Origin of the sequence: Nostoc sp. MS1 (genome assembly GCF_019976755.1) — a bacterium.
In the GTDB taxonomy this organism is placed as follows: domain Bacteria; phylum Cyanobacteriota; class Cyanobacteriia; order Cyanobacteriales; family Nostocaceae; genus Trichormus.
On sequence record NZ_AP023441.1, the window covers coordinates 2,039,677 to 2,066,659 of the forward strand.

At 40.5% G+C, this 26,983-nt stretch carries 28 protein-coding genes; 13 read left to right on the top strand and 15 right to left on the bottom strand.

Features of this window, described 5'->3' with window-relative positions; translation table 11 throughout:
* Positions 1–17 precede the first annotated feature (17 nt).
* Positions 18–212 (top strand): hypothetical protein, encoded by a 195-nt coding sequence (locus NSMS1_RS08835; protein ID WP_224092595.1) that lies wholly within the window; start codon positions 18–20, stop codon positions 210–212.
* A gap of 119 nt (positions 213–331) precedes the next feature.
* Complete coding sequence (locus NSMS1_RS08840; protein ID WP_224092596.1) at positions 332–1,984, top strand: dipeptide ABC transporter ATP-binding protein; 1,653 nt, start codon at positions 332–334, stop codon at positions 1,982–1,984.
* Positions 1,985–2,039: 55 nt separating this feature from the next.
* Here NSMS1_RS08840 and NSMS1_RS08845 read toward each other — a convergent pair whose 3' ends face one another.
* Positions 2,040–2,957 carry a hypothetical protein gene (locus NSMS1_RS08845; protein ID WP_224092597.1) on the bottom strand — a complete coding sequence of 306 codons (918 nt, stop codon included), beginning with the start codon at positions 2,955–2,957 and terminating at the stop codon, positions 2,040–2,042.
* A 385-nt stretch (positions 2,958–3,342) separates the two neighbouring features.
* Here NSMS1_RS08845 and NSMS1_RS08850 point away from each other — a divergent pair, with 385 nt between their 5' ends.
* A complete protein-coding gene (locus NSMS1_RS08850; protein ID WP_224092598.1) occupies positions 3,343–3,834 on the top strand; it encodes a GNAT family N-acetyltransferase in 492 nt (163 codons plus the stop codon).
* Positions 3,835–3,871: 37 nt separating this feature from the next.
* Here the strand turns inward: NSMS1_RS08850 and NSMS1_RS08855 are convergent, their stop codons facing one another.
* The 5 genes from NSMS1_RS08855 to NSMS1_RS08875 form a co-directional block, all read right to left on the bottom strand.
* Positions 3,872–4,447, bottom strand: a complete 576-nt coding sequence (locus NSMS1_RS08855; protein WP_224092599.1) for a Uma2 family endonuclease — start codon at positions 4,445–4,447, stop codon at positions 3,872–3,874.
* 127 nt (positions 4,448–4,574) lie between these two features.
* Complete coding sequence (locus NSMS1_RS08860; protein WP_224092600.1) at positions 4,575–6,140, bottom strand: glycosyltransferase family 39 protein; 1,566 nt, start codon at positions 6,138–6,140, stop codon at positions 4,575–4,577.
* Positions 6,141–6,534: 394 nt separating this feature from the next.
* Positions 6,535–6,975, bottom strand: a complete 441-nt coding sequence (locus tag NSMS1_RS08865; RefSeq protein WP_224092601.1) for a hypothetical protein — start codon at positions 6,973–6,975, stop codon at positions 6,535–6,537.
* A gap of 146 nt (positions 6,976–7,121) precedes the next feature.
* Positions 7,122–10,139 carry a valine--tRNA ligase gene (locus NSMS1_RS08870; RefSeq protein WP_224092602.1) on the bottom strand — a complete coding sequence of 1,006 codons (3,018 nt, stop codon included), beginning with the start codon at positions 10,137–10,139 and terminating at the stop codon, positions 7,122–7,124.
* Between the two features lie 62 nt (positions 10,140–10,201).
* Entirely contained in the window at positions 10,202–11,200 is a 999-nt protein-coding gene (locus tag NSMS1_RS08875; RefSeq protein ID WP_224092603.1) for a putative 2-dehydropantoate 2-reductase, read from the bottom strand.
* Positions 11,201–11,360: 160 nt separating this feature from the next.
* Here NSMS1_RS08875 and NSMS1_RS08880 point away from each other — a divergent pair, with 160 nt between their 5' ends.
* The 4 genes from NSMS1_RS08880 to psaI all read left to right on the top strand — a co-directional run bounded on the left by NSMS1_RS08880 (position 11,361) and on the right by psaI (position 16,431).
* The gene (locus NSMS1_RS08880; protein WP_224095176.1) at positions 11,361–11,762 is read left to right on the top strand and encodes a fasciclin domain-containing protein; all 402 of its coding nucleotides are present in this window, start codon (positions 11,361–11,363) and stop codon (positions 11,760–11,762) included.
* Positions 11,763–12,110: 348 nt separating this feature from the next.
* Positions 12,111–13,334, top strand: a complete 1,224-nt coding sequence (locus NSMS1_RS08885) for a M20 family metallopeptidase (RefSeq protein ID WP_224092604.1) — start codon at positions 12,111–12,113, stop codon at positions 13,332–13,334.
* 226 nt (positions 13,335–13,560) lie between these two features.
* Positions 13,561–16,137, top strand: coding sequence for a hypothetical protein (locus tag NSMS1_RS08890; protein ID WP_224092605.1), 2,577 nt, complete (start codon positions 13,561–13,563; stop codon positions 16,135–16,137).
* 153 nt (positions 16,138–16,290) lie between these two features.
* Positions 16,291–16,431, top strand: a complete 141-nt coding sequence (psaI, locus tag NSMS1_RS08895) for a photosystem I reaction center subunit VIII (RefSeq protein ID WP_224092607.1) — start codon at positions 16,291–16,293, stop codon at positions 16,429–16,431.
* A 177-nt stretch (positions 16,432–16,608) separates the two neighbouring features.
* Here psaI and NSMS1_RS08900 read toward each other — a convergent pair whose 3' ends face one another.
* The 6 genes from NSMS1_RS08900 to NSMS1_RS08925 form a co-directional block, all read right to left on the bottom strand.
* On the bottom strand, positions 16,609–16,734 hold the full coding sequence (locus NSMS1_RS08900; RefSeq protein WP_224092611.1) for a photosystem II reaction center protein J: 126 nt from the start codon (positions 16,732–16,734) through the stop codon (positions 16,609–16,611).
* 67 nt (positions 16,735–16,801) lie between these two features.
* Positions 16,802–16,921 carry a photosystem II reaction center protein L gene (locus tag NSMS1_RS08905; protein ID WP_010997988.1) on the bottom strand — a complete coding sequence of 40 codons (120 nt, stop codon included), beginning with the start codon at positions 16,919–16,921 and terminating at the stop codon, positions 16,802–16,804.
* A gap of 20 nt (positions 16,922–16,941) precedes the next feature.
* The gene (gene psbF, locus NSMS1_RS08910) at positions 16,942–17,079 is read right to left on the bottom strand and encodes a cytochrome b559 subunit beta (protein ID WP_011318656.1); all 138 of its coding nucleotides are present in this window, start codon (positions 17,077–17,079) and stop codon (positions 16,942–16,944) included.
* Positions 17,080–17,088: 9 nt separating this feature from the next.
* The gene (gene psbE, locus NSMS1_RS08915; protein WP_224092614.1) at positions 17,089–17,337 is read right to left on the bottom strand and encodes a cytochrome b559 subunit alpha; all 249 of its coding nucleotides are present in this window, start codon (positions 17,335–17,337) and stop codon (positions 17,089–17,091) included.
* 105 nt (positions 17,338–17,442) lie between these two features.
* A complete protein-coding gene (locus tag NSMS1_RS08920) occupies positions 17,443–18,465 on the bottom strand; it encodes a photosynthesis system II assembly factor Ycf48 (RefSeq protein ID WP_224092616.1) in 1,023 nt (340 codons plus the stop codon).
* A 154-nt stretch (positions 18,466–18,619) separates the two neighbouring features.
* Complete coding sequence (locus NSMS1_RS08925; protein WP_224092617.1) at positions 18,620–18,955, bottom strand: rubredoxin; 336 nt, start codon at positions 18,953–18,955, stop codon at positions 18,620–18,622.
* Positions 18,956–19,150: 195 nt separating this feature from the next.
* On the opposite strand from NSMS1_RS08925, the gene ndhC reads away from it, so the two are divergent.
* From ndhC to NSMS1_RS08950, 5 genes are all read left to right on the top strand, one after another.
* On the top strand, positions 19,151–19,513 hold the full coding sequence (gene ndhC, locus NSMS1_RS08930; protein ID WP_067764642.1) for a photosynthetic/respiratory NAD(P)H-quinone oxidoreductase subunit C: 363 nt from the start codon (positions 19,151–19,153) through the stop codon (positions 19,511–19,513).
* Positions 19,504–20,241: an NADH dehydrogenase subunit K gene (locus NSMS1_RS08935; protein WP_067764639.1), complete on the top strand. Its 738-nt coding sequence runs from the start codon at positions 19,504–19,506 to the stop codon at positions 20,239–20,241. The genes ndhC and NSMS1_RS08935 overlap by 10 nt, the downstream gene beginning before the upstream one ends.
* Positions 20,234–20,761 carry an NAD(P)H-quinone oxidoreductase subunit J gene (locus NSMS1_RS08940; protein WP_224092619.1) on the top strand — a complete coding sequence of 176 codons (528 nt, stop codon included), beginning with the start codon at positions 20,234–20,236 and terminating at the stop codon, positions 20,759–20,761. Before NSMS1_RS08935 ends, NSMS1_RS08940 begins: the two co-directional genes overlap by 8 nt.
* Positions 20,762–20,918: 157 nt before the next feature.
* Entirely contained in the window at positions 20,919–22,211 is a 1,293-nt protein-coding gene (locus tag NSMS1_RS08945) for an ATP-binding protein (RefSeq protein ID WP_224092621.1), read from the top strand.
* Positions 22,204–23,829, top strand: coding sequence for a tetratricopeptide repeat protein (locus tag NSMS1_RS08950; RefSeq protein ID WP_224092624.1), 1,626 nt, complete (start codon positions 22,204–22,206; stop codon positions 23,827–23,829). The genes NSMS1_RS08945 and NSMS1_RS08950 overlap by 8 nt, the downstream gene beginning before the upstream one ends.
* 375 nt (positions 23,830–24,204) lie before the next feature.
* Here the strand turns inward: NSMS1_RS08950 and NSMS1_RS08955 are convergent, their stop codons facing one another.
* Both NSMS1_RS08955 and NSMS1_RS08960 read right to left on the bottom strand, forming a co-directional pair.
* Positions 24,205–24,396, bottom strand: a complete 192-nt coding sequence (locus NSMS1_RS08955; RefSeq protein ID WP_224092625.1) for a type II toxin-antitoxin system VapB family antitoxin — start codon at positions 24,394–24,396, stop codon at positions 24,205–24,207.
* Positions 24,374–24,562 carry a hypothetical protein gene (locus NSMS1_RS08960; protein ID WP_224092626.1) on the bottom strand — a complete coding sequence of 63 codons (189 nt, stop codon included), beginning with the start codon at positions 24,560–24,562 and terminating at the stop codon, positions 24,374–24,376. Before NSMS1_RS08960 ends, NSMS1_RS08955 begins: the two co-directional genes overlap by 23 nt.
* 426 nt (positions 24,563–24,988) lie before the next feature.
* Between NSMS1_RS08960 and NSMS1_RS08965 the strand changes: the two genes are divergently transcribed.
* Positions 24,989–25,870, top strand: a complete 882-nt coding sequence (locus NSMS1_RS08965; protein WP_224092627.1) for a hypothetical protein — start codon at positions 24,989–24,991, stop codon at positions 25,868–25,870.
* A 112-nt stretch (positions 25,871–25,982) separates the two neighbouring features.
* Here the strand turns inward: NSMS1_RS08965 and nadA are convergent, their stop codons facing one another.
* The gene (nadA, locus tag NSMS1_RS08970) at positions 25,983–26,957 is read right to left on the bottom strand and encodes a quinolinate synthase NadA (RefSeq protein ID WP_224092628.1); all 975 of its coding nucleotides are present in this window, start codon (positions 26,955–26,957) and stop codon (positions 25,983–25,985) included.
* Between the last annotated feature and the right edge of the window lie 26 nt (positions 26,958–26,983).

Sequence of the window (26,983 nt, forward strand, 5' to 3'; positions counted from 1 at the left end):
GTGATACGTTGCAGATTTTGGCAGAACACATTTTACCCAAGGAAAAAAAGACCAAATTAGTTAATTTACTTCAGTATTGGATTGATGAAGATGATACTGAGGAACAGAAAGAGACTGGAGAGTATTTAATTCAAGCTCTGGACGAAGATAGATTATCAAATCGTCAGTTATTTCCTGTTGAGTTAAAGGGTGTAACTTGGTTAGTCGGGTAATATTTTTGAATGCAGTACAGCCCAGCGATTTCATTACCTCGAACAGCTATTTAAAGAATTTGATACACTAGCTTAAATTTAAAAATATCTAAGCTAGTGGCTTTGGGCTGATAACTATTATGAGTAAAGAATTATTTTGTATAGAAAATTTGCGTGTCGCCTATCCGCAGCGTCGTGGGGAAGAACTACGGTGGGCCATTGATGATGTATCTTTTACCTTACAACCAGGGGAAAGGATGGGTTTGGTGGGTGAATCTGGTTGTGGTAAATCTACCTTGGGACGGGCGGCAATGCGTTTATTGCCAGCTTCTAGCCAGGTGGAAGGACGGGTATTATTTCAGGGTAAATCGGTATTTGATTTAACTGTACCTCAGTTGCGGAAGTTCCGGGGGGAGGCTGTAGCATTAATTTTCCAAGACCCAATGACGCGGCTTGACCCGTTGATGACGATTGGCAATCATTGTATTGAAACTTTACAAGCACACTCACCAGAGTTATCAGCGAAGGAAGCTAAGGAAAAGGCGCTGGCGACTTTGGAGAAGGTGAAAATACCTGCTAGTCGTTGGAATCAGTACCCCCATGAGTTTAGCGGAGGAATGCGGCAAAGGGTAGCGATCGCTCTCGCTCTCCTCCTCAACCCTAAGTTAATTGTCGCGGATGAACCCACCACTAGTTTAGATGTCACGGTTTCTGCTCAGATACTACAAGAGTTAACCCGTCTGTGTAGTGAGGAAAATATGGCGCTGTTGCTAATTTCTCACGATTTGGCAATGGTGGCTGAGTATTGTGACCGTATTGGTGTGATGTATAACGGCAAGATGGTCGAAATGGGTGCTACTGAGTCGGTGTTTAGAAACCCCCAACATGAATATACGCGATCGCTCTTACAAGCAGCTCTGCATATCCAAGCAGTAGATGAGGGGAGTCAGGATTTAGGCTTGGGGAGTGCGGATACAACTCAAACTCCCATCCTGCGGATTACGGAACTGAAGCAACACTATACTATTGAGCCTAATTTTATAGAACGCTTGTTTAAGGCGGAAAGTCAGACAATTAAGGCTGTAGATGGGATTAATTTAGAACTATATCCTGGGGAAATTTTGGGTTTAGTGGGTGAATCTGGATGTGGTAAGAGTACGCTTTCACGGACAATTTTGCAGTTAATTCGTCCGACATCTGGCAAAGTTGAGTTTTTAGGTCAAGATTTAACTCGGTTATCGCGTCAAGAAATTCGCGCTTCCCGGCGACAAATTCAAATGGTCTTCCAAGATCCCCATGCTTGTCTCAACCCTGCGATGACGGTAGGAGAAAGTATTGCTGACCCCCTATTAATACACAACCTAGCTGATGCGGCTAAGGCTAAAGAACAAGTTTTATGGATGTTGCAAAAGGTAGGCTTAACACCACCAGAAGTTTATTACCAGCGTTACCCATCCGATTTATCTGGGGGACAACAGCAAAGAGTGGCGATCGCTCGTGCTTTGATTACTCGTCCTAAAATGTTAATCTGCGATGAACCTGTGAGTATGTTGGATGCGAGTGTCCAGTCGCAGGTGCTGGATTTGATGTTACAGTTAAAAGAAGAATTTGAGTTAACTTACTTGTTTATTACTCATGACTTGTGGTTAGCGAGGTTTTTGTGCGATCGTATTGCGGTGATGCACGGGGGTAAAATTGTCGAACTTGGCCCCACCAAACAGATTTTCGCTAATCCACAACATCCATATACTCAAACTCTTTTAGCTGCTGCACCTCTACTCGCCAGAGCTTAATAGAATCAAAATAAAGAGTTAGCTACTCTTGCCTAACTCTTAATTCCTACTACTTTTAATTACTACCTTCCAACAATTTAACTCTGTCGCCACTTGAACCATATAATTCCACAAATCTTTTGAAAAGCTGCATATTAGCTTGTTTAGAAAATTTGCTCAATTTGAACAAACGTTCTATATTGACTTCAGTCAGATTACGTAAATAAGGCAAGTCTTCAAACAAAGTTAAACAAGAAGCAAAGTGTAATAAAACTTGCAACAGTGGTTTAGGCCAGCCTAAGTCACTGTAAATTTCAATAAATAAATGGTGTTCCCTTTCATTTAAAGGAAAAGCATAAAATATGACAGTGATTCTTTTATTGTCATAAACGGGAATACTCAACTCAACAGTATAAGGAGTGTGCAATATCAAATCCACTTCTACTATAGGTTGTCGCCAAATTCTCAAAGCATTGATGGGCGAATCTAAAAGTGTACTAAATTTGATAACTCCGCCAAATCTTGTTGGTTGAAACTCACTAACACTCAAAACTCGCAAGTTATTCAAACTAAATTTGTGAATAGTTTCTAGATGCTTCAGGTTTAGTAGATGGTAAATTTGGCAAAGATAAGGGAAGGGTAAAATATACTCCTGGCTAATCATGTGCCGTTTTTTAAGCTCAAACCTATCAGTTGGATTTGTACATAATAAACCTGTATCATCATTAGGTTGAGTTTCTGGTTTTAAATAAATCCAACTGATAAAGAAGAAAGTTGTCGTCAGAAGTTGGAAAATTTCTTGTGCAGATATATAACTATCAGCAAATGCAGACATACTTCTGTCTGTTATACCAAAAATCCAAGAGGGAATGCCAATTAGCCAAATCCCCGATTTTAGTTTATTTATAAATTGATAAACTTCTAATTCTATGGAAGTATTTGCTTCTTGTTGATCTTCTATATGGTGGATATCTTTAGATAGATTATCAGTCATATTGATTAAATTTAATTGTTCATTCTTCTCCTATGTTAATGAAAGTTAATATGTATATACTCTGCCTCTGGCTGGAAAATTATATTTTTAATGTTCTAATTCTGAAGAAGGGTTATTTTCAAAAAATAAAACTATGGACAGAGGAAGTACATCAAATACATTTACATCTACTGGTAAAAATATTAAGTATATTTATCTGAAAAATATACAAAAAACCATTAAAACGCAAATTTCAAAAGGTAATATTTGAACTTTTTTCAGTTTAGAAGTATGTTAAGCACTGATAATCAACTTATAAAGATCACTGTGCAAGGTATAGAATTATTGTTATTAAAGCTATATTATTTGTAAGGATTTTCTCAAAATTATTTGCCAACGGATAGTCATGGCCATTCGTCATGCAATTGCAACTGATTTACCTGCTATTGTAGCTATTTATAATGCTGCTGTGCCTAGCCGCATGGCAACTGCTGATTTGGAACCAGTATCTGTGGAAAGTCGTTTGGCTTGGTTTGGTGGGCGATCGCCTACTCAACGTCCCCTTTGGGTAATCGAACAAGAGGGAGTAATAGCTGGATGGTTGAGTTTCCAATCATTTTACGGCAGGCCAGCCTACGTTTCAACGGCTGAACTCAGTATTTACATCTCGCCATCTTTTCACCGTTGTGGGTTGGGTAAACAATTGCTAGCTAAAGCAATTCAAGAAAGCCCAAATTTAGGTTTAAAAACTCTATTAGGATTTATTTTCGCTCACAATCAACCTAGCTTAAAGCTGTTTGCAACTTTTGGATTTCAACAATGGGGACATTTACCCCAAGTTGCAGACTTGGATGGAATGGAACGTGATTTAGTAATTATGGGATTACGAATTAATTGAGTTTGAGCTCTTTTATTAGTTATAAAATTGTCATTCACTACCAAATCGGTTCCAAGTTCAGTACAAACCCATTTAAAACTTCTTCCCCTGATACTGTAGTAGGTGATTCCAAAATCTCAACCTCTCTACCTTCCCTGTAAATCATTACTTGGCGTAATTTACGATTAATTAAAAGACCTAACTGTACACCGTTATCTATGTATTCTTTCATTTTTTCTTGAGTTACTTTTAAACTGTCAGTTGGTGAAAGTAACTCAATTACAAAATCAGGACATATAGGGGGAAACTTTTCTTTTTGTTCTTGTGTTAGGGTATTCCATCGCGCCAACTTTATCCAAGCTGCATCAGGAGAACGATCTGCACCATTGGGTAATTTGAAACAAGTCGAGGAATCAAAGGCAATCCCTGTACCATCTGCATCAGTCCAATTCATTACTTGTTGAGTTATTCTCGCATTTTTATTGCCAGTTTCTCCCCCTGTAGGTGGCATAATAATTAATTCTCCCTTAGCAGTGCGTTCAAACCTCAAGTCACTGTTCGCTCGACATAGCTGGAAAAACTGCTCATCTGTTAGTTCTAAGACAGATTGGAGATTAACTGTTAAAGCATTCATGATGATATCTCTTCTGGAAATATTAAATCAATATAGACACTATTTTACCCTCTTTATTTCTGACTCATGCCTATAAAAATGGTGTGCATTGCCTCATAACAGTAAAACAACACGGTGACTGAAGTTTTCAAAACTTTTTAATCTCAAATAGTTTAGCTTGTGGGAAAGTTTTAACTAATGTATATTTAGCTTCTAGCTTTTTAAGTATTTTTGGTAAGGCTTCTAGAACAAAAACAGTATCAAAACCATTGGGAATTGTTAGATCATCTTGAATCAGTTTAAACTTAGTGTCTGAGTCAACTAAGTAGCTCATGGAAAATGCCCGATCCAAATTTGTACATAAAACTAATGGGTTATTAGCTGAACTGATTATTTTTGAGACTTTAGGAAAATTAGGACTACCAAAAGCATTCCAAGATGGTGCTTGAGAAATTACCAAACAAGAATTGATACCACACAAGATAAAAACTGACAGTACAAATTGTCCCCATCGCCTGTGTGAAGCTTGACTCGCTGTTAACCAACTACCAATTGAATAGGCAACTATGAGTTCGATGGCTAGGGCAAAAGGTATTAAGTAACGTATCCGGGTAGTAATAGAACTACCACTGATCAAGTCTTTTACCATCAAGCTAACGCCTGCGGTAATTGCCAATGCTAAAAGGAAGTTTCTAATTCTTCTCGGTGCATATTGACAGAGAGTATAGAGAGATATTGCAGCGATCCCTAATATAATTGGAGCAAAGAACCATTGCACTGCTTTAAAAAAGTTAGGAGAGTAATAGGGATTGTATAAATCCCAAAATAGACTCTGTATTCCTTTTATCCAAGCATTAATTAATGCTAAAGCAGAGCTTCTCCCTGCAACTTGCCCAACCGAATATCCCAACATACTAGAATTAACAAAAGCCCATAACCAAGGTAGGAACATTAGTGTACTGATTCCTAATGTTAATAAAAAAGGAATTATATTTTTTAGATTATTTAATTTGCTTTCAATTAAAACATAGACTACATGAGCTACTAAAACAAATCCAAACAACACATTAGAGTAAAGACCAATGACAACACTTAATCCATAAATTACCCACCAAAATATATTTTGAACACGCATTGATTTTAGTAGACATGCACATGCAATTACAGTAGTAGCTATTAAAATACTGTAAGGTCGTATGACTTGAGCATATTGCAAATGAAAAGGTGAAATTGCAAGAATTACCACCGTCACTAATGCGGTAGTTCTGGATGCGAATAATTCGACACCTAACCAATAAGTTGCTGCTAATGCAATTACACTAAATAAAGCTGTTAAACTTCTTTGAATAATGAGCGTGTTATCAGTCCAATTGTTGAACAGATATGACCATAGAATTGTCAAAATTGGATATAATGGAGGAAATACATAGATTTTGTTAATTACTTGTGTAATTGATTGAGTTAAAGATTTATTTGGATCAATAGATAAATATTTCTTAATTTCCTCGGTACTTAAAATAGAACCATCAAAATTACTATAGGCTTGAGAGTGTTGTCCATAGATATAGGTAGATGAGTAGGTTTCATCAAAAGAGTAAACTTTCTGATCAAGGTGATAAAACCTCAAAAATATACCTATAATTAATGAAAAAATAGCTAATGTTAGTAACCAATTAGGAATTTTATAATGTTCTTTCAATGTTTGATTTGCCATAAAGGAAAATTTAAAAAAATCTAGTTCGCATTATTTAAACTTGAAACAGAAGTAGAGGATGTTGTTACATAGCGCTACACACTATCTTGATATCAAAGACTGTGTGTTAGTCTATGAAATAACACACCATACATTTTATATTTTTTATGTTCACCTAATTAAATTGGCAAACACAAAACTTTATACTAAGCCAAAATTAATTAAATCAGATAAAATTTCTAGGTTTAAGATTTGTCTGTGATACTTAATTCTAGTGATTTAGCAATGGGCGCTGTGAAAGTTAGCTTGATTAATTATTTAAAACTGTTAATTAATTATATTGGATAGATAATATTTTTCACTAAATTTAAAACGAACAATGATAAAACTTAAAAATCATTTCTATTTTTTTAGTTCAAGCTTCACTATTGTCTCCTTCATATCCATTTCTATTACGTTTAAGGCTTTCTTCTAAAGCTTGAATTTGCTCACGACGAGCTTCTAATTCTAAAGTACGGCGTGCTAAGTCTTGATTTTGTAAAGTTAGAGATTGCCGCCATTCCTCTGCTCTTTCTACTTCTTGTTGCAACAATTCTGGAGTCATACCTGTACTAAGATAAGTTTGTATGATGCTTAGTATCCAGTTACTAGCATCTTCTATCTTCTCAATATCACCTTTAGAAGAAAGTTCGACTAAAACTAGTAAATTTTCGCTCATGGTGTTGCCTTTACCCAGGAGGATAAAAGCTTCTTCAGGAATTATTGTCCAGAGATAATCGGCTTCTTGTCGAGCTAATAAGCGTAATTGGTACTGGTCTAAAAATTCATTTTTATGTACCTGGGCTAGATATAGCATGATCTTATTTTTGCTTTCATTTTAGATTTTAATTTTATATAGTGTTGTTAACTTTTAATTTTTGAAGAACTTTCTGTTTGAAAAGGTAATGAGATTTTATATTTCTCATTACCTTCTGCACCTATGCTAAACCAAGTAGGTATTGTCTACTGCAACTCTTGAAGACGGGTGTGTAAAATCTCCAATTGTTTTTCTGCCTCGGCTAAAGCTTCTCTTGTAGCTTTTACTACGTCATCAGGCGCTTTATCTACAAACTTGGGATTACTTAACCTGCCTTTAAGAGATTGCGCCTCAGTTTCTAGTTTGCTGATACTCTTATTGAGTTTGGCTTGTAAGGTTTCGATATCTACTACCCCAGCTAAGGGAATAACTACCTGTACAGTCCCAACTACACCAGCTATGGATTTCTCCGATTTCTCTGCTTCTTGGAGTGGTTGCATTGTAGTCTCAGAAAGAGGTTTATCCGTTGGTGGGGCAAATAATTTAGCAAGGAATCGTTGTCTAGCCTGGGCAGATAGTAAGGTACGGCTGACAAACCAAGCTGTATAAACCAAACCCACAGTCTCAAAGAAAGCCCCAAAAATAGGCACATTCTCAACGGTATTGGCTATAGCAAAAGCCACTCGAACCAATACAAGCCCAAGGATAATTAAGCCAATTGTTTTTAAACCCTTGAGTGGTTTCTTCTCGGTAACGGTTGACGGCTGTTGTCCACCAGCAATAGTCAAAGCCTCTACCTTAGCTAAATCTTTAATATAAAATTGTCCAGCCGTGAGAATTTGCCGTTCTGATTCACTATCTGTTTGTAAATTGGCAATAATTCTTGCCCCTGGCTTTACTTCCGCCTCAGCACGTAAGTTACGAATGGTGCGAATAGTGCCAATTAGCAGTGCAAACTGTGTTTCCAACGTTGGGTTGATCAAGTTTGCGTCTGCTTGGGGGTAAGGCTGTAAGGCTAAAGTTTGACTAGAGTTGGCGGGTTGCTGGGTGAGAGTCTGCCAAATCTCCTCGGTAATGTGCGGCATAAAGGGATGGAGTAGCTTTAAAATCCCTTCCAATACATAGGCAAGGGTTTGTTGGGCTATACGGCGTGATGCTGGGTCTGAGTCTTGTTGCAATCTGGATTTTACCAGTTCAATATACCAGTCGCAGAAATCACCCCAAATAAATTCGTAAATACCCTTGGCTGCTTCCCCTAAACCGTAATTATCGATGTAGTTGGTAGTTTGTTTGATAACTTGATGATAGCGGGAAATAATCCAGCGATCGCTTAATTCAGTCGCCTTTGGTTCACCTAATTGTGCAGGGGTTTGTCCATCCAAATTCATCATCACAAACCGCGCCGCATTCCACAACTTATTTGCAAAATTACGGGATGCTTCTACCGATGGTGATTCATCTTTTTTCCGGTCATACTCCAAGCGGATATCTTGACCAGCACCAGCCACTTCTTTAACCAAGGTGTAGCGGAGGGCATCAGTACCATATTTATCAATCAGTAACAGTGGGTCAATCCCATTGTTAGCCGTCTTCGACATCTTTTTATTATTTTCATCCCGCACCAAACCGTGGATGTAAACTGTCTGGAAGGGCATAGTTTCTGTAAAATGCCCAGCCATCATCGTCATCCTCGCTACCCAGAAAAAGATGATGTCAAAGCCTGTAACTAAGGTAGTAGTAGGATAGTATTTAGCTAAATCGGGTGTTTGTTCTGGCCAGCCTAAAGTAGAGAAAGGCCACAGCCCTGAAGAAAACCAAGTATCTAAGACATCAGGGTCTTGTTCTAACTGCACATTCTCGCCAAATTGGGCTTTAGCCTTATCCCAGGCTTCATCGGTAGATTTGGCTACTACAAAAGGTGTGGTATCGGTAATTTGTCCATTAGTTTCACTCACCGCATACCATGCGGGGATTTGATGACCCCACCATAATTGCCGAGAAATACACCAATCTCGCAAGCTAACTAACCAATCACGATAAACCTTTGTCCAACGTGCTGGAACAAACTCTGGACTATTTTTTTGGTCGAGAAAATCTAACGCCTTATCTGCTAAGGGGCGAATTTTCACAAACCACTGAGTAGAAAGTAGTGGTTCGATGGGTACTTTACCGCGATCGCTATAAGGCACGGTATGCTTATAATCTTCCACCTTCACCAGCACACCGTCTGCTTCGAGGCGCGATACTACATTCTTTCTCGCCACAAAGCGGTCTTGTCCGGCAAACTCCCCGCCATTAGCGTTAACAGTACCATCTTTATTGAGGATGTTAATAAAGGGCAGATTGTGACGCTTACCCATTTCAAAATCGTTGAGGTCATGGGCGGGAGTCACCTTAACGCAACCTGTGCCGAAAGTGGGGTCAACTAACTCATCACCAATGATAGGAATTTCCCGTTGCATAATTGGCAGAGTCAAGGTTTTGCCAATCAGATGCTTATATCTATCATCATCGGGATTAACCGCTACAGCCGTATCACCCAGCATCGTCTCTGGTCGAGTCGTCGCTACTTCCACATAACCAGAACCATCACTCAGGGGATAGCGGAAATGCCAAAGATTACCCTCAACCTCTTTTGATTCCACCTCTACATCAGACACCGCCGATTGAGTAGCCGGACACCAGTTGACCAAATATTCCCCACGATAAATCAACCCTTCATCGTAGAGACTGGCAAAAGCTTCAACTACAGCCCTTGATAAACCATCATCCAGAGTAAACCTCTCCCGCGACCAATCAACCGAAACACCCAAGCGTCGCAACTGATTAACAATTGTTCCTCCTGACTCCGCCTTCCAATTCCAAGAACGTTTGAGAAACTCCTCCCGTCCCAACTCTTGACGAGTTTTACCCTCGCTTTTGAGTTGTCTTTCGAGAATCGTATGTACTGCAATACTGGCGTGGTCAGTTCCCGGTAGCCACAAGGTATTACGCCCTTGCATTCGGTGATAACGTACCAACACATCAATCAACGCACTTTCAAAAGCGTGACCCATGTGCAGACTACCAGTCACATTTGGCGGCGGAATCACGACACAATAAGGTTCACCACCCTTACTAGGGTCAGCTTTGTAGACTTGGTTTTCCTCCCAGAATTTTTGCCACTTCGCCTCAGTGGTAAAAGGATCATAAAGACTGGGAAGGTTGGGAATAGTTGCGGTCATTCTGGGAAATTTCACTAAGGAAGGACTCTAATAAATTTTGCCACAGGGATGGGGAGTAGGGATTAGGGAGTAGGGGGAGATGAGGAAGATGTGGGAGAGTAACTGTTGACTGTTGACTGTTGACTAATGACTAATCTCCTATCCAAAAACTTGAGTTGATGATACAAACAGCTAATTTGTGGTAAGTTTACACCCAAGGCTTGGGCTTTGCGTAATGGGTTGCCAACAATTGCTTCTACTTCTAAAGGACGGCACTCATCATAGTCGATTTTCATGCTAGTCCGATAAGGCTTCATTTTGACGGTGTAATCAAGCATGGTTTGCATAAAGCTATCGGGAATTGTCCGCCCCATACTATTCGCCCCAGCTTGGACTTCGCGCATTATCTGTTCCACTAATATCCGAGTGTATGTATCTGCCATTAACTCGTCAGTTCTAGCATTGAGAACCACAGATAACCCATTGTAGGGGATGTTCCACATGAGTTTCTTCCAGCGCCCTAATAATAAGTCTGTACTTAATTCAATTTCAATTCCAGCCGCTTGAAAATCATTGCCAATTTGCTGCATCCTATCTGTAATACCTGTAGCTGCATACCCCTCAATATATTCACCCAAAGTTATATGACCATAATCTAAGTGCCGAATGTGTCCTGCGCCTACCTTATTGGAACACAAAAAGCACAAACCACCGATTACATGAACTTTGCCAACAATTTTGGTGATTTCTTCTTCGATCCCTAACCCATTCTGTAAGACTAAAACTACACCATTATCTTTGACGACAGGCGGTAATAACTTGGCTAGCAAGTGATTTTGCGTTGTTTTCAGTGCTACTACTACCACATCACATTGCGGGATTTTTGCCACATCGTTATAAGCGTTAACTTGGGGTAAAGTAAAATCACCGTCTTTAGACTCGACAATTAAACCATGTTGACTAACTTGTTCATAGTCACTTTTGAGTAAAAAGTGGACATCTAAACCAGCTTTTTGCAATTTAGCACCATAATATCCGCCTAATGCACCAGTTCCTAAGACGGCGTACTTGCCTTCATACATAAATTATCTGCCAATATTTTTCGATAATTATCATAAAGCAGTGTCTACAAACAAGCTGCTTTGGAAATTATCCTACAGTCATATTTTCATCCACTTTTTGTGATAAAAATTAAAACAGTTTTATAATTTAAAATCCTTGGCAGAGATTGAGGTAGAACACATGGCTGATATTGTTGATATCGCAGTTAGTAATGATGGTTTCTCAACCCTAGTAACAGCTGTAAAAGCTGCTGGTTTAGTAGAAACATTAAAGAGTCCAGGCCCCTTTACCGTCTTTGCACCCAATGACGCTGCTTTTGCTAAATTACCACCAGGAACTATACAAACTTTGGTGCAGAATATTCCTCAATTAACAAGAATTTTAAAATTTCATGTCGTTCCCGGTAAGCTCAAGCAAGCTGACTTAGCCAAGCTTGGTACAGTTACATCCGTTGAAGGTTCACCTATTAGAATCGATTGTTCTGACGGTTTTGAAGTGAAGAATGCCACGGTTTTAGCTGCTGATATCGAAGCTGATAACGGCGTAATTCACGTTATTGATACTGTGATTTTGATGGGCTAATTTTGGCTTAAATAAGTATTAGCGAATTTTGGATTTTGGATTACTTCTAATCTAGAATCCAAAAGTTTTATATATGGGGTGTTTGCCTTTTGTTTCTCATGTTGGGTTGAATGAGAGTTTTTTTAAAGGCAGAGGAATGCGGAGGTTAGCGCAGAGAAAAGTTCTGGGGTAGGGTTAGCCCGATCTAGGAAACTGTTCAAGACAGTCCCTATAAAACAAGTTTCACAGCCAATCATGAAAGAGAGGTAAGCATTTTTACTCAGCACTTTTAAGTTAGAGGGTCGCAGAGTTTTTGCAATAACGATAAACTGAGAAAATGACCTACGTTATCTACCTAAGTTAGTCGTAATGGTTTCCACCTTTCCTAATCCCGCTTCTGTTGACTTATCTCGTGTGCGATTAGCCATCCGTTCATTGCAACCCCAGTTGGTAGAGTGGCGGCGGCGACTGCATCAAAAACCAGAGTTGGGTTTTCAAGAAAAACTCACGGCTGAGTTTGTCTCACAAAACTTACAAGAATGGGGAATTGAGCATCAAATAGGTATCGCTCAAACTGGAATAGTGGCTATTATCAAAGGCGAAAAATCACCCAGTTCTCGCACTTTGGCAATTCGCGCTGATATGGATGCTTTGCCAATTCAAGAACTCAACGAAGTACCTTATTGTTCACAACATGATGGGGTGATGCACGCCTGCGGACATGACGGACATACGGCGATCGCTCTCGGCACGGCTTATTATTTACAACAGCATCGGCAAGACTTCGCCGGAACTGTAAAAATCATCTTCCAGCCTGCGGAGGAAGGGCCTGGGGGTGCAAAACCGATGATTGAGGCTGGGGTACTGAAAAATCCTGATGTTGATGCCATCATTGGTTTACACCTGTGGAATAATTTGCCTTTGGGAACTGTCGGTGTCCGCAGTGGTGCGTTGATGGCGGCTGTGGAATTATTTGACTGTACAATTTTTGGCAAAGGTGGACATGGAGCCATACCCCATCAAACTGTAGATTCTGTGGTAGTGGCTGCTCAAATTGTCACCGCCTTACAAACTATCGTCGCACGGAATGTCAACCCCATCGATTCAGCTGTGGTAACAGTAGGCGCACTCCACGCTGGCACTACCCATAATGTAATTGCTGATACTGCTACCATGAAAGGGACTATCAGGTATTTTAACCCTGCATTCCAAGGCTTTTTTAAACAACGGGTAGAACAGATTATTGCGGGTATCTGCCAAAGTCATGGTGCTAAGTATGACTTTAAATATACAGAACTGTATCCGCCAGTGATTAACGATGCGACTATGGCTGAGTTGGTGCGATCGCAAGCGGAAGCAGTGATTGAAACTCCCATTGGTATTGTCCCTGAATGTCAAACAATGGGTGGAGAGGATATGTCTTTCTTCTTGCAAGAGGTTCCTGGTTGTTATTTCTTCCTTGGTTCCGCTAACCCAGAAAAAGATTTAGCCTATCCCCACCATCACCCCCGATTCGATTTTGATGAAACCGCTTTACCTATGGGTGTAGAAATATTCGTGCGTTGTGTCGAAAAGTTCTTTAGCAGGGGATAGAGGGTCTAGGATGTCAGTAAACAGTTAATACAACCTGATAATTGTTTACTGATTGACTCCTCAGCTTCTTGATTTAGTAAAATTATTATTCAGATTGACTTCTTTATATTGTCTGAATCAAAACATTATATTACAGTGATGCAATTACATATTGCTGAGGTAAACTTGCTAGAAAAATAATGCAAAATCTTACTCAGCTGCTTTACAGCCTGGGGCATCATTGACAATGGAACACTGGCAATTTCTGATTCAGAAGCAAGGCGATCGCTCTTGGCACGCCTTGGAATCGCCAAACACAGAAATCGTAGAAGGTCGATATCGAGTTTTGGCCCGTTCTAACCTTCGTAACCAAGATGTGGAAGTACGTGTAACTTACTTTTCCACTCAGGAAGTCCCGCCAAAACGACGGATTCAAAAGCGATTGCGGCGCACGAACTCTGAAGGTTTAATGGCGGTAATTCCTTTTACGCACCTCAAACCCGGTGTTTGGGAATTACGCTGCTCTGGCGATTTGATATCAGATATCCTGGGTAAATCCTGGCAATACGGTGTTCAACTGCAAGTGAAATCTCCCTCAGCAGAAGAGATTGAGCCAGTATTAGAAGTAGAAGATAATTTACCAATAAATTCAGATTCTATATCCGAGCAAACAAACTCAGATTCTATATCTGAGGAAAATCCGCCATCAGGTTATGAGGTAGAACTGGTAATAACTCAAGAGAGTTACTTTATAGACCAAGATGGTGCGTCAATTGATGAGCCTGTAAATCCTGTATGGGTGAAAGGGGAAACGGCGGAGCAAATCTTACAAAATATGATTGATTTAGCTTTGCCTTCTCCTGAATCTTTGTTAGAAGACATCAAAGTTGAAGATTCACCACAAGAGGAACAACAGCTTCCCCTATTGCTGACGCTGGATCGAGAAACATATATTACTCGCTGGGGACATTTACTCAATATTCATGGGAGTGTAGAGTTACAGAAAGATGGTGAAACCTTCAATATCGAAAATCTCTACGGTTTGGAACTGCGAATAGAATTGCGATCGCCTCTAAGTTCAGAGGTATTAACTCAAATACGTCAATCTTTAGGCGACAAATCCTTACCTTTAACAATTCGTTCCACAATTAATGTCCCGGTTGACTGTGAATCTAAGCTAATTTTGGCAGATATAAATCTGTATGGATCAGTAACTCATCATGGTGAAGTAAGGCTATTAGCTAGTCATTCCTTCACAATTACAGCAGATGTCGCTGATTTGTTAGCAGTGAAAAACGCGGTTCAAGCCAGCTTAGTAGAAGCACAAAATGACACTACATCAACCGCACCGACGGCTGAACCTACCTCCAGCATTGACTTAGAACTGTTCAATCTAGTTAAAACCCCGCCACCAATTGCAGCACCAACATATCCATTGGTAAACATACCTCTACCAGAGGCAATTGATCCACAATCGCTCAAAAAACAGATAGATTTACGGATACCACAATTACCAAGATTACCGGAAACTCCTATAGAAGCACCTGCAACAGATGATTTAGTCGAAGAACCAAGCTTAGATATTCCTTTGTTGGAACCAGAGGCGACAAACGTTCCTCTCACCCCCGCTCCCATCGACTTAGATAAGTTGGTAATAAAATCTAAAAAGTCGCGTTCCGGTAGCAGTTTACCTTACTTAAAACGTTTGCCAACCGAATCTAGTGTTAACGAAGTCATAACAAGCGAAGTTACAGAAGAATTATTTGACTCAGTTGCGGAAGAATTACCACAGGTTGATGTTGTAAACACTGAACCTGAAACGCATTTAGAAGAAGCGCCTAGTGATACCCAAGTTTCAGAAGAACCTGTTCTTGAAGAAGAGATTGAACCAACACCAGAAGTAGTTGCAGCCATAGAAACAGAAGAAGTGGTTGATGATACATCAACTACAGAACCCGTAGCAACTTCTCTAACAGAATTAGATGAGAATATAACTCAAAGAATATCTATCGCTCCACCACGTCCCCATTACTCGCCTCTCATCCGCAAGTGGATGGAAAGTCAAGGGTACACCTTACCTGAGATGTTCATGGATACTGATGAGGTTCCCCAGGAGCAGGTAACACCAGAACCACCACCTACCATTTCCCCAACTCCTGAGACTCCAGACTTGGAGGATAGCTTACCCCCACCCCCAGAGGTAGAAATAGAACCACTGGAACTAGAATTAGTCCCACCACCAGGAATAGAAAATCAGCTATTCGTGGAAATAGAGGAAGTCCCTCCAGAATCAACGGTGTTAGAACCTGAACTACCACCCACAGAACCTATCCCCACACCATTAACTCGGATAGAACAAGAAATTGTTTTAGATGATAGCGATGATGAGGCGGAATCAGATGCAAACAATGGTAACTCAACCAAAGACCAAGCAACCGAAACAGCACCAGAAAATCTCGAACCTTTACCGACTCCTCAACTGTATGTACCCGATGGAGAACTAGTTGCGGGTAAATTAACTAGGGTAAGAGTAGAGTTACCACAAGTATCTCCCCAAGTGGCGGTCAAATTGTGGATGGAAGATTGCCAAACTCGTTGGTTACTAGATGGCCCCCACTTACTTACAGAGTTACTACCGAACTCGTCAGGTAATGTAGAAGTAATGACTCAACTTAACATTCCCTTCGGCTGCTTAGAGATTCGCATAGAAGCGATCGCACTCAACACCGTTACACAACAGGAAAGCCACAAAGTCACCATCATCAAACCTGTAATTCCCCCCGATTTACCCAATGTCAGCCTCAGTGACATCCTGGGTTTGTAAACAGTGAACAGTTATCAGTTATCAGTTATTGGTGAACACAACCTGACAACTGACAACTCGCCAGTGTTAAAAATCTTGAGAATTTAAAAAAATTGACTAATTTTGCAGTAAGCTCGTCTTGAATTGTAGTGTGATTTAAAAGGAAAATTTACTATGGTTTCAACACTTTTTCCTCATTTGTTCGCTTACAGCACCTTCTTACCCTCTATATTAGTTCCCACCGTTGGACTAATTTTGCCTGCTGTAACCTTCGCTTATTTGTTCCTATACATTGAAAGCGAAGACCTTGTGTAGTCTAAGCAAAGATAAGGGGTAATAGGTAATTTAATGCTAAATTTTTTACTTATTATCTATTATCAAATCTTCAGACAAGCGATTTGAAAGTTACACATTAGAATACCGCCTACCTGATTAAAGATAGGCGGTTTTTTAATGCTGTTTTCTAAACAAGGGCTAGAAAATTCAGACTATTTATAATGAAGAACCGATCCCAGCGTAGGCTCCATAAAAGAAAATGCCTACAACTGTAATTACACCTAAACCTGCGATCGTAGCGACGACCCACAGAGGTATTCTCCCACCGCTTCCAGCAGACACAGCTTTTCCTCCCTTAACAACGAATCAACACAGGTTGAATAAACAAAAATTCAAAACAGAGTTCCAGTTAGTTAAAGAAGTAACTGGAGAATAGAATACCTAGAACAAAAACGAGTAATAGTCCTAGATAAAGTGAAGTCCGGTTAAGTTCAACCGGTTGGTTATTAGGATTGGGCGTTCTTTCCATGATTTACTCCTAGTGTGGAACTAGCGTTGAATAAACTGCATTGAGGCGATCGCGCCCAAGAAGAATACAGTAGGTACAGCTAGAGTGTGAACTGCCAGCCATCTGACTGTAAAAATAGGATAGGTAACTGGTTGATTGATGTTATTGCCGCTAGTCATGATTTCCAACTACTTTCCAATAAATTCTTCAACTTTCTTTTTCGCTTCAAAGCGATTGTCCACAATGGGCAGTTCTTGCCTTGTTTGTGTGTAATACTCATCAGGACGAGGAGTACCAAACACATCATAGGCTAGCCCGGTGCTAACAAATAACCAACCAGCAATAAATAGTGCTGGAATGGTGATGCTGTGAATTACCCAGTAACGAACACTGGTGATGATATCGGAAAACGGACGTTCTCCAGTAGTCCCTGACATTGAGATCCCCTACCTTCAGAATGATTGTTATTGAGTTTATTATCCTACAAAGTTAAGAAAGAGTTACAAGTTGCAACTTTCTTCTCATAAAAGTAGGATAAATACCTATGCAGTTGGCTCGGTTTTAGCAGCCTTCGCAACTTCGGGTTGGTATTTTAGTAAAACACCGCGATCGCCAATCACAAAACCTTGATCTGGCTTGAGAAAGACAATTTTATAGAAATTAGCTGCTACTTCCTCTACATCCCGGTCTTTTTCCCAGGTTTTGCCGCCATCGGTACTCACCAACAAATTAGCACTACCACCACTAACCCATAGTTCATTGGGTGTGCGATAAGCCATATCCAGCAAACCCCAGCTAGTGGAAAGTTCGGGATTTGTCGCTTCTAACCACTCATCTATTTTTTCTGGGTCGCTAAACTGTACCTGGCCACCCCTAGCGAGTAACCACAACTGCCCATCCTGAGAAAAGCCCATATTTTCTACACGGCGGGAACTGTTGCGGTTATGAGGAACCCAAGCATTTTGTCCTGGTTCCCAAGTGGAGTAAAAGCTACCCTTAGCGGAAACAGCAACATACTTACCATCACTAGAACGTTCCAAGTTCCGTACTACCCCTACAGCCGCCTCTACTTGGGCTTTCCAATTTTTGCCGCCATCAGTAGTTTTATAAATAGCGCCTACATCAGTTGCCATTTCCGCCGTGTTTGCCCCCAAAGCTTGCACAGCAATGGGATTACCAGGAAGCTTTTCACTTAGGGCAATACGTGACCAAGAACGACCTTCATCTGTAGTGTGTAGTAGTAGAGAAGGTTCACCAGCAATCCAGCCTTCCTTGCCAGAGAAACTTACCGAGTCAAAACGGTATCTATCATCATCTAAAGCCAAATTCAGTGGTTTCCAAGTATTTCCGCCATCATTGCTTTCTAAGAGAGTAGAGTTACTCCCAACTAAAAAACCATGTTGAGGATTTTCCGTGAACCCAATATCAAGTAATTTGGCTTCTGTTGGCACAGAAATAACTGCCCAAGGATTGTAGCTGGTAGAGGGAACCTTACTACAGCCAAAACACAAGAACACGACCATCAACAAAGCAAATATTTTTTGCCAACTTTTCACAATAACCATCGATTTTTAATTGTTTCTAAATTTGTGTAAGGTTTCTCTAGAAGGTTTACCTTATGCTGATTAGGGGAGTGGGGAGTAGGGAGTGGGGAGTGGGGGAGATTAGGGGGAAGGGGTAAAGGGAAAGGGAAAAAACCTTCTGCCTGCCTCCTGCCTCCTACTGCAACCCATAAAGACTAATAAAGAACAAGAACGCCAAAGCCAAAGCGCCAAAAATGAGAATATTTTTTTGCGCTGGGGTAAGTTTATTGACACCTAAACCATAACCAAGATTTTCTTTGAAACCGGAAGCTGTACCAGCCGGGCCGATATTGGTAAAAGCTGTTTTTTTCGCCGTGCAAACTGGACAGCGCCAATTAACTGGCAGTTCGGCAAAGGGTGTCCCTGGATCAATGTCATGCTTATCGTCACCCTTCTCTGGTTCGTAAACATAACCGCAGGCGCGACACTCAAAGCGGTCTAACACTGTATTTTCAACAGCTTGTTCGCTCATGGTTAAAGTCTCGCAGAAAAGAAATATTAAATATACGTTAAAAATTATGACATAACTGTTAGACTTTTCTATCACTTATAAAAATGATTCAAATACTTCAAATGCGTCTGTTGACCAGATTTGGGAAAACCTTAGAAGATATAATGTAAAAGAAAGTAACAGCCTAATTTACACTATAAGCGGTAGATATTCATTGTGTTTGTCCTTAGCGGTTACGAGTACCTACTAGGCTTCTTTATTATCTGTAGCCTAGTTCCTGCCTTAGCGCTTTCTGCGTCCAAGCTCCTACGACCAAAGGGTAATAGCCTGGAACGCCGCACCACCTATGAATCTGGTATGGAACCCATCGGGGGAGCCTGGATTCAGTTCAATATCCGTTACTATATGTTTGCCTTAGTCTTCGTCGTCTTTGACGTGGAAACTGTGTTCTTATATCCTTGGGCAGTTGCTTTCCACCGTCTGGGGCTATTGGCATTCATTGAAGCGCTGATTTTTATTGCAATTCTTGTAGTCGCCCTAGTTTACGCCTGGCGTAAAGGAGCTTTGGAATGGTCTTGAATCAAGATTTAACTACTCAGGACAAAGAGCGAATCATCAACCCAGTTGAGCGTCCTACAGTCACTCAAGACCTTTCGGAAAACGTCATTTTAACCACGGTTGATGACCTCTACAACTGGGCTAGACTTTCGAGTCTGTGGCCTTTGTTATTTGGTACAGCTTGCTGCTTTATTGAGTTTGCAGCACTTATCGGTTCTCGTTTCGACTTTGACCGCTTCGGACTCATTCCCCGTTCTAGTCCTCGTCAAGCCGATTTGATTATCACAGCCGGCACTATCACCATGAAGATGGCTCCTCAATTGGTGCGTCTTTATGAACAAATGCCCGAACCTAAGTATGTAATCGCTATGGGCGCTTGCACAATTACAGGCGGGATGTTCAGTGTTGATTCACCTACAGCCGTGCGTGGTGTTGACAAGTTAATTCCTGTGGATGTCTACTTACCCGGTTGTCCTCCCCGTCCCGAAGCAATTATCGACGCAATTATTAAGTTGCGGAAGAAGATTGCTAACGATTCGATGCAGGAACGGAGTCAAATCAAACAAACCCACCGTTTCTACAGCACGACTCATAACTTGAAGCCAGTGCCAGAAATATTAACTGGCAAGTATATGCAGTCGGATACTCGGTTCAATCCACCAAAAGAATTGGCAGAAGCTATCGGTCTTCCTGTTCCCCCAGCACTGCTGACATCACAAACTCAGAAGGAGGAACAGAAACGTGGCTGATGAAGAATTAAAACCAGTACCAGCAGCAGAAAAGGCTATAGTGCCATCTGGGCAGGTTTCTCAGTGGCTGTCAGAAAATGGTTTTGCCCATGAGTCTTTGGAAGCTGACAAAAACGGTGTAGAGATAATTAAAGTAGAAGCAGATTTTTTGCTTCCTATCGCTACAGCTTTGTATGCTTACGGGTTTAACTATCTCCAGTTTCAAGGCGGTATCGACCTCGGCCCCGGACAGGATTTGGTGAGCGTGTATCACCTAATTAAAGTCGGTGATAATGCTGATAAACCACAAGAAGTGCGGGTGAAGGTGTTCTTACCACGGGAGAATCCTGTAGTGCCTTCAGTCTACTGGATTTGGAAAACCGCAGACTGGCAAGAACGCGAATCTTACGATATGCTCGGCATCATCTACGAAGGACACCCCAACTTGAAGCGTATCTTAATGCCAGAGGATTGGGTAGGTTGGCCTTTACGTAAGGATTACATCTCACCTGATTTCTACGAGTTGCAGGACGCTTATTAGGCTGAGTGCTGAATTGTCTCATCTTTCACCCCTTTCCGGCGGCGGAGAGGGGTAATGTTTTTTGGGGATGGTTAGGATGGGGGAAAAGGGAAGTTTAGCGGTGGGGCTGGATGGGTGATGATATATATGTAGTAAAAATATTATTTTGTAAGAATCAATGTCTCAGGAATTATTAAAATCTTTTCAGGAAGCTTATAGTAACCTCGAATTGTTTCCATTAATGCAAGAAAAAGAAATGGCGCAGTTTCGAGTAGATTATGGAGATGATTTAATAGCGGATTTAATTCAATTAGTCGAAGACAGCCCGAATGGTGACGGGAAGATTATATTTACCGGGCATCGGGGATGTGGGAAGTCTTCTTTGTTGGCTGAGTTTAGTAGACAAATTCAGGAAAAGTATTTTGTAGTTTTATTTTCTATTGCTGACACTATTGAAATGTCGGCTGTTAATCATGTGAATATTCTCTTTGCGATCGCTCTTAATTTAATGTACGAAGCAGAGGCACGCAAGGTAGCAATTCCTAAAAGTACAAAAGAACAAATTTATGGGTGGTTTGCAACTCGCACTCGTACTGAAGAACGTAATTTTCAGGCTGAGGCTGAGTTGGGATTTGATTTGCTTAGTTTGCTAAAAACTAAATTAAAAGCTGATGCGACAGTTAGAGATGAAATTAAGCAAGAATTTGAACGCAAGATATCAGATTTAGTTGCCCGGATTAATGAAATTGCTGCATTGGTTAAATCTGCAACTCAAAAAGAAATTTTAGTTATTATTGATGATTTAGATAAATTAGACTTGGGCAGAGTTAACGATATTTATCGAGATAATATTAAAGCTCTTTTTCAACCTAATTTTCAGATTATTTATACTATTCCTATTGCCGTACTTCGGGAAACTTTTATCAGCACAATTATTACTACAGAAACCAATGACCAAATTGTAGTAATGCCAGTTCTCAAGATTTTTGAGAAGGGTAAAAATCGTCTACCTGATTCGCATCCTCGGATTGAAGCACAAAACCTGCTTTGTGAAATATTACAAAAACGAATTGCCAGCGATTTGCTAGAAAAGTCAACAGCAGAGAAACTTGTTGTTCAAAGTGGCGGTGTATTGAGAGAGTTAATTAGAATAGCTAATGAGTGTTGCCGGATTTGTTTACGACTTATTAGACGCAAGCCAGGTGATAAAGTTGTAATTGATGACAGTATTTTAGAACAAGCAATTAATAAAATTCGCAATGATTTCTCTATTCGTTTAGGAAAAGCTGATTTTGAAATCTTGCAAAGCACTTATGAGAATTTTATGCCGGATGATCCAAAGCAACCGGAGTTTTTAGATTTACTGCATGGGTTGTATGTTTTGGAATATCGGAATGATGAAACTTGGTATGATGTTCACCCCATTCTTGTTGAAACTCTGAGACGCAGGGGGTTGATTAATAATGAATGAAGATTTATTAGTAGATGAAGAAAATCGAGATGCTTATGATGATTTGATTGTTTCCATTGAAGCTAAAGCACATCGATTAAATTTGCTAATTGCCGTTTGTGATGATGCTAGTTATCGTGATGAGATTATTGCTCAGTATGAAGCAGAATTAGAGCCAGAAATACCTTGCTATCGCGTAAAATTAGCAAGGGGTGAGCCGAGTTTGACGGCTGCTATTTCTCAATTGGTATCAAATGAAGAGTATTTGCGTCAACATCATCCAGCAGTAATTACTGTGACTGGTGCAGAACAGCTTTATTTTCTCAAGCTGGAGAATGAGCGTTCAGAACAAGAGATTTTTTTCGGTTACTTACAGTGGACTAGGGAAGCGTTAAGGGAATTTCCTTTTGCTATAGTTCTCTGGGTGACTAATCAGATATTAGGTGATTTGATGAAGAAAGCACCTGATTTTTGGAGTTGGCGCAATGGTGTCTTTCGGTTTGTATCTAGAAGAAAAAACACTATTTCTGGTAGAGAATTAGAGCCGATTCGCTTTGCTTTCAATGGTAATGAGTTTTCAAGCTTTGATGATGATAATGATTATTTATTACCCATAGAAGATTTGCAAAGATTTATTCGAGATATTGAACAGCGAGGAATTAAAGATGCGACTTTAGCGACTTTGTACTTTACCTTAGGGGATATTTATAGAAAAAGACTCAATCGTGGTGAGTGTCAGGATTATAAACAAGAGCAGGAATTAGGAATTGAGTATTTAAGTAAGGCTGTGGAACTGCAACAACAGTTAGGTTTAGAGAAAGATTTAGCTACCAGCCTCAACAACTTGGCTGGACTCTACTATTCCCAAGGACGCTACGACCAAGCTGAACCTTTGTATCTCCAAGCTTTAGAACTGACAAAACGCCTGCTGGGAGACAATCATTCCTCAGTCGCCACCAGCTTCAACAACTTGGCTGGACTCTACTATTCCCAAGGACGCTACGACCAAGCTGAACCTTTGTATCTCCAAGCTTTAGAACTGACAAAACGCCTGCTGGGAGACAATCATCCCGATGTCGCCCGAAGCCTCAACAACTTGGCTGGACTCTACCAATCCCAAGGACGCTACGACCAAGCTGAAACTTTGTATCTCCAAGCTTTAGAACTCTATAAACGCCTGCTGGGAGACAATCATCCCTCAGTCGCCCAAAGCCTCAATAACTTGGCTGCACTCTACAAATCCCAAGGACGCTACGACCAAGCTGAACCTTTGTATCTTCAAGCTTTAGAACTCTATAAACGCCTGCTGGGAGACAATCATCCCGATGTCGCCACCAGCCTCAACAACTTGGCTGCACTCTACAAATCCCAAGGACACTATGACCAAGCTGAACCTTTGTATCTCCAAGCTTTAGAACTGAGAAAACGCCTACTGGGAGACAATCATCCCTCAGTCGCCACCAGCCTCAACAACTTGGCTGGACTCTACAAATCCCAAGGACGCTACGACCAAGCTGAACCTTTGTATCTCCAAGCTTTGGATATTTTAGAGCAACAGTTAGGAGTAGATCATCCAAATACTGTGACTGTGCGTAAAAATTTAGCAATTTTACGCGATTCTCTCAACTCACAACAGTAAAATTTACCTTCCCAATCTCATCAATCAAGCTTTGAACTCGAAGTTTCTTGTTCTGAACTCGAAGTTTCTTGTTTCAAATAAGAACATTCCTATTTCAAGTGAGAATGTTCTTGTTCTAAATGAGAACATTCTGGTTTTACGTGAGAATGTTCTTGTTCTGAATGAGAACATTTCTATTTCAAGTGAGAATATTCTTGTTTTGAGGTGGAATGGTAAGGTTGTGAATGCGATCGCTCTCTGTTTTTACTCAAAGTTTTGTGTTCTGAGGTGGAATCATGGAGTTATGGAGGCGATCGCTCCACCTTTGAACTTAAGCTTTATATGTTGGTGGAAACGGTGAGTAAACCAAGATGTTGAACAAATGGTAAGAAATCTTTATCTCGTTCTTATCTCTTCAAGATTGCTTTCCCATTTGAGTTTGCCTCTATAATTCTTAATTTTTTCTTGTTGCTTTAATTTAATCAATGTCTTCAGCCCAAGTTCAATTACGTCTTGTTTATTCTGAAGTCCTGTTACATTTATTGCTTCTTCTATCAGCTTTTCATTAATAATGAAATCCTCTTTCATAGAAACTGTCCTTGTATATTAGAGATATTGTAATATAGCCTTTATTCAATGTTCTGAGGCGAATGATGAGGTTGCAGAGGCGATCGCATCCAAACTCGAAATTTTGTGTACTAACTGGAATAATGGGGTTACGAGAGCGATCGCTCATAAGAGACTTGGAAATCACGGTTATGCGTAAGTAATAATACGCATGTACCTTACATCTGTGTATAACTAATATAGTTTGTCATCTACCTTGCGGAATATTCATCAGACAAGTAAAGTAATCCCGAAGGTTAACAAAGTCATTAAAAAAGGCAATAATAACAGGGAAACTGGCAGATATAACGGTCAGTGAGATAATTTAAGGAAAAATGGAAGGCGTTAAGTGTTGACCCTGATGTTGTTTATTTTTTGTTAAGTATGATTGTAATGCGGTAAATCTAGAGCTTCCTAGCTATAAGTATAAGGAGTCTAGATTTTTAAGATTTCATGTGACAACCACATCTATTTACTCGTAAAATCGAAGACAAGGTAAAGTTCAGTAGAACACCAACCTAATATTATGATCCTTTTAAAAAAATCAGGGTTTAAAGCTATTACTAAATCTCCAATGGTTGATCGGATAAACGATATCGCTTGGCAAGCTCACCAAGGTAGCGTCGCGGCGATTATTCAAGTGTTAAACGACAAGCTCACCAAATCCGGTGTAAGAATCAGGGCAGTTTTTGCTGATGGTGTCTTACAACTATTGTGTGAAGCGTCTCAGGAGGAACAACTTGAGCAGTCTAGCCTAGTGGAGCAAATCCAGCGTATTCTGGAATCGATTGCACCGCGTAATATTCGCCGCATCAAGATTAACAGCCGCATTGTGCGAGAACAGCAGTTACTTTGGTTGACAGAACTTGAGCGCGATGATCAATTACTCTGGACACAGGAAATTACCCTTGCTCAACCAAATGTCCTCAAGCGACTACTTAAGGATATTCAAGAAGCACAAGCTGAACTGGGACAATCAAACTTACCCGACTACTCGCCACTGAATAACAAAATCAAACCGAAGAAAGTTTCTCCAGTGAAGTTGCGATCGGCATTTGCTTTATGCTTATTGCTATCACTAGGTTGGATTTTTTATAGTCAGTTCGGCGAACAACTAAAAAATTTAGTACAGTTCGACAATAAAAACTCTTTAGCTACAGCCAACACTAACGAGAAAGAATCAGGCGTTTTGAGCAATAGTTTCAATACTGGCGCTGCTAACGATTCTGATGATTTTGCTGCGGCTGTGCGGCTTGCCAATCAAGCTTCAGCAGCAGGTAAAGTGGCTAAAAATTCAACTCAATGGTTGGAATTGGCTGCTATGTGGCAACGTGCTTCAGATTTAATGAAGGCTGTTCCGCCTGCTCACAGCCGTTATCAGGAAGCTAAAATACGGACTCAGCTATATAAGAAATATAGTGAGGCGGCGCAAAAAGAGGCTACTAAATCTCAATGATCAGCGCACAGAGAATGTTTATATCTCAAAATTGGGAAAACAGAGTTGATATAAAAAATGGGGAAATTTTATCTCCCCATTTAGTTTGTAAATAAATATAATTTTTAATTGACTAATTACTCATTTCTAACATCCGTTGAATTGGTCGCAGAGCGGCGATGCGGATGTGTTCTGGCATGATAATTTCAGGAGTACGGTTTTTCATTGCCCAGTAGAGTTTTTCTAGGGTATTTAACCGCATAAATGGACATTCGTTACAAGCGCAGTTATTGATTGGTGGCGCAGGGATGAATTGCTTGTGCGGTGCGAGTTTTTGCATTTGGTGAATAATGCCTGGCTCGGTAGCAACGATAAACTCTTGGCTGGGGCTGGTTTGGCAATATTTGAGTAAAGCTGCTGTCGAGCCGATAAAACTAGCGTGACGCAAGACGCTACTTTCACATTCTGGGTGAGCGATCGCCTCTGCTTGGGGATGGGCAACTTTTAGTTGTACAATCTTCTTCTCGGAGAAGGTTTCATGCACCATGCAGCTACCTTGCCACAGCACCATTTCCCGTCCCGTCTGTTCCATGACGTAGCGTCCCAAATTTTTGTCAGGAGCAAATATAATCGGCTGTTCTTTGGGGATTTGCTGCACAATCTTCACAGCGTTGGAACTGGTGCAGATAATATCGCTCATCGCCTTGATTTCGGCCGTACAGTTAATATAAGACACTACTAAATGATTGGGATGTGCAGCTTTAAAGGCGGCAAATTCATCTGGTGGACAGCTATCTGCTAGGGAACAACCAGCCGTTACATCAGGTAACAGCACTAATTTATCGGGGTTGAGAATCTTCGCCGTCTCCGCCATAAAGTGAACACCAGCAAAGACAATCACATCTGCATTAGTCTTTTCTGCGGCTCTAGCTAGTTGTAATGAGTCGCCGATAAAGTCTGCAATATCTTGAATATCTGGTTCTTGATAATAATGCGCCAAAATAACCGCGTTGAGTTCTTTTTTCAAACTTTCAATAGCGGCAAATAAATCTAGTGGTAGTCCACCCGGTTGAGTCTGTTCCCGTTGAGCAAAAGCAGTGGTAAACACAGTTAGGTTACTTTTTATTACAAATT

What these genes read in the sequence shown, in the direction of transcription:
- NSMS1_RS08840 (WP_224092596.1), top strand. Translation starts at nt 332, where the DNA reads ATGAGTAAAGAATTATTTTGTATAGAAAATTTGCGTGTCGCCTATCCG.
- NSMS1_RS08845 (WP_224092597.1), bottom strand. Translation starts at nt 2,957, where the DNA reads ATGACTGATAATCTATCTAAAGATATCCACCATATAGAAGATCAACAA.
- NSMS1_RS08850 (WP_224092598.1), top strand. Translation starts at nt 3,343, where the DNA reads ATGGCCATTCGTCATGCAATTGCAACTGATTTACCTGCTATTGTAGCT.
- NSMS1_RS08855 (WP_224092599.1), bottom strand. Translation starts at nt 4,447, where the DNA reads ATGAATGCTTTAACAGTTAATCTCCAATCTGTCTTAGAACTAACAGAT.
- NSMS1_RS08860 (WP_224092600.1), bottom strand. Translation starts at nt 6,140, where the DNA reads ATGGCAAATCAAACATTGAAAGAACATTATAAAATTCCTAATTGGTTA.
- NSMS1_RS08865 (WP_224092601.1), bottom strand. Translation starts at nt 6,975, where the DNA reads ATGCTATATCTAGCCCAGGTACATAAAAATGAATTTTTAGACCAGTAC.
- NSMS1_RS08870 (WP_224092602.1), bottom strand. Translation starts at nt 10,139, where the DNA reads ATGACCGCAACTATTCCCAACCTTCCCAGTCTTTATGATCCTTTTACC.
- NSMS1_RS08875 (WP_224092603.1), bottom strand. Translation starts at nt 11,200, where the DNA reads ATGTATGAAGGCAAGTACGCCGTCTTAGGAACTGGTGCATTAGGCGGA.
- NSMS1_RS08880 (WP_224095176.1), top strand. Translation starts at nt 11,361, where the DNA reads ATGGCTGATATTGTTGATATCGCAGTTAGTAATGATGGTTTCTCAACC.
- NSMS1_RS08885 (WP_224092604.1), top strand. Translation starts at nt 12,111, where the DNA reads ATGGTTTCCACCTTTCCTAATCCCGCTTCTGTTGACTTATCTCGTGTG.
- NSMS1_RS08890 (WP_224092605.1), top strand. Translation starts at nt 13,561, where the DNA reads ATGGAACACTGGCAATTTCTGATTCAGAAGCAAGGCGATCGCTCTTGG.
- psaI (WP_224092607.1), top strand. Translation starts at nt 16,291, where the DNA reads ATGGTTTCAACACTTTTTCCTCATTTGTTCGCTTACAGCACCTTCTTA.
- NSMS1_RS08905 (WP_010997988.1), bottom strand. Translation starts at nt 16,921, where the DNA reads ATGGAAAGAACGCCCAATCCTAATAACCAACCGGTTGAACTTAACCGG.
- psbF (WP_011318656.1), bottom strand. Translation starts at nt 17,079, where the DNA reads ATGACTAGCGGCAATAACATCAATCAACCAGTTACCTATCCTATTTTT.
- psbE (WP_224092614.1), bottom strand. Translation starts at nt 17,337, where the DNA reads ATGTCAGGGACTACTGGAGAACGTCCGTTTTCCGATATCATCACCAGT.
- NSMS1_RS08920 (WP_224092616.1), bottom strand. Translation starts at nt 18,465, where the DNA reads ATGGTTATTGTGAAAAGTTGGCAAAAAATATTTGCTTTGTTGATGGTC.
- NSMS1_RS08925 (WP_224092617.1), bottom strand. Translation starts at nt 18,955, where the DNA reads ATGAGCGAACAAGCTGTTGAAAATACAGTGTTAGACCGCTTTGAGTGT.
- NSMS1_RS08935 (WP_067764639.1), top strand. Translation starts at nt 19,504, where the DNA reads ATGGTCTTGAATCAAGATTTAACTACTCAGGACAAAGAGCGAATCATC.
- NSMS1_RS08945 (WP_224092621.1), top strand. Translation starts at nt 20,919, where the DNA reads ATGTCTCAGGAATTATTAAAATCTTTTCAGGAAGCTTATAGTAACCTC.
- NSMS1_RS08950 (WP_224092624.1), top strand. Translation starts at nt 22,204, where the DNA reads ATGAATGAAGATTTATTAGTAGATGAAGAAAATCGAGATGCTTATGAT.
- NSMS1_RS08955 (WP_224092625.1), bottom strand. Translation starts at nt 24,396, where the DNA reads ATGAAAGAGGATTTCATTATTAATGAAAAGCTGATAGAAGAAGCAATA.
- NSMS1_RS08965 (WP_224092627.1), top strand. Translation starts at nt 24,989, where the DNA reads ATGGTTGATCGGATAAACGATATCGCTTGGCAAGCTCACCAAGGTAGC.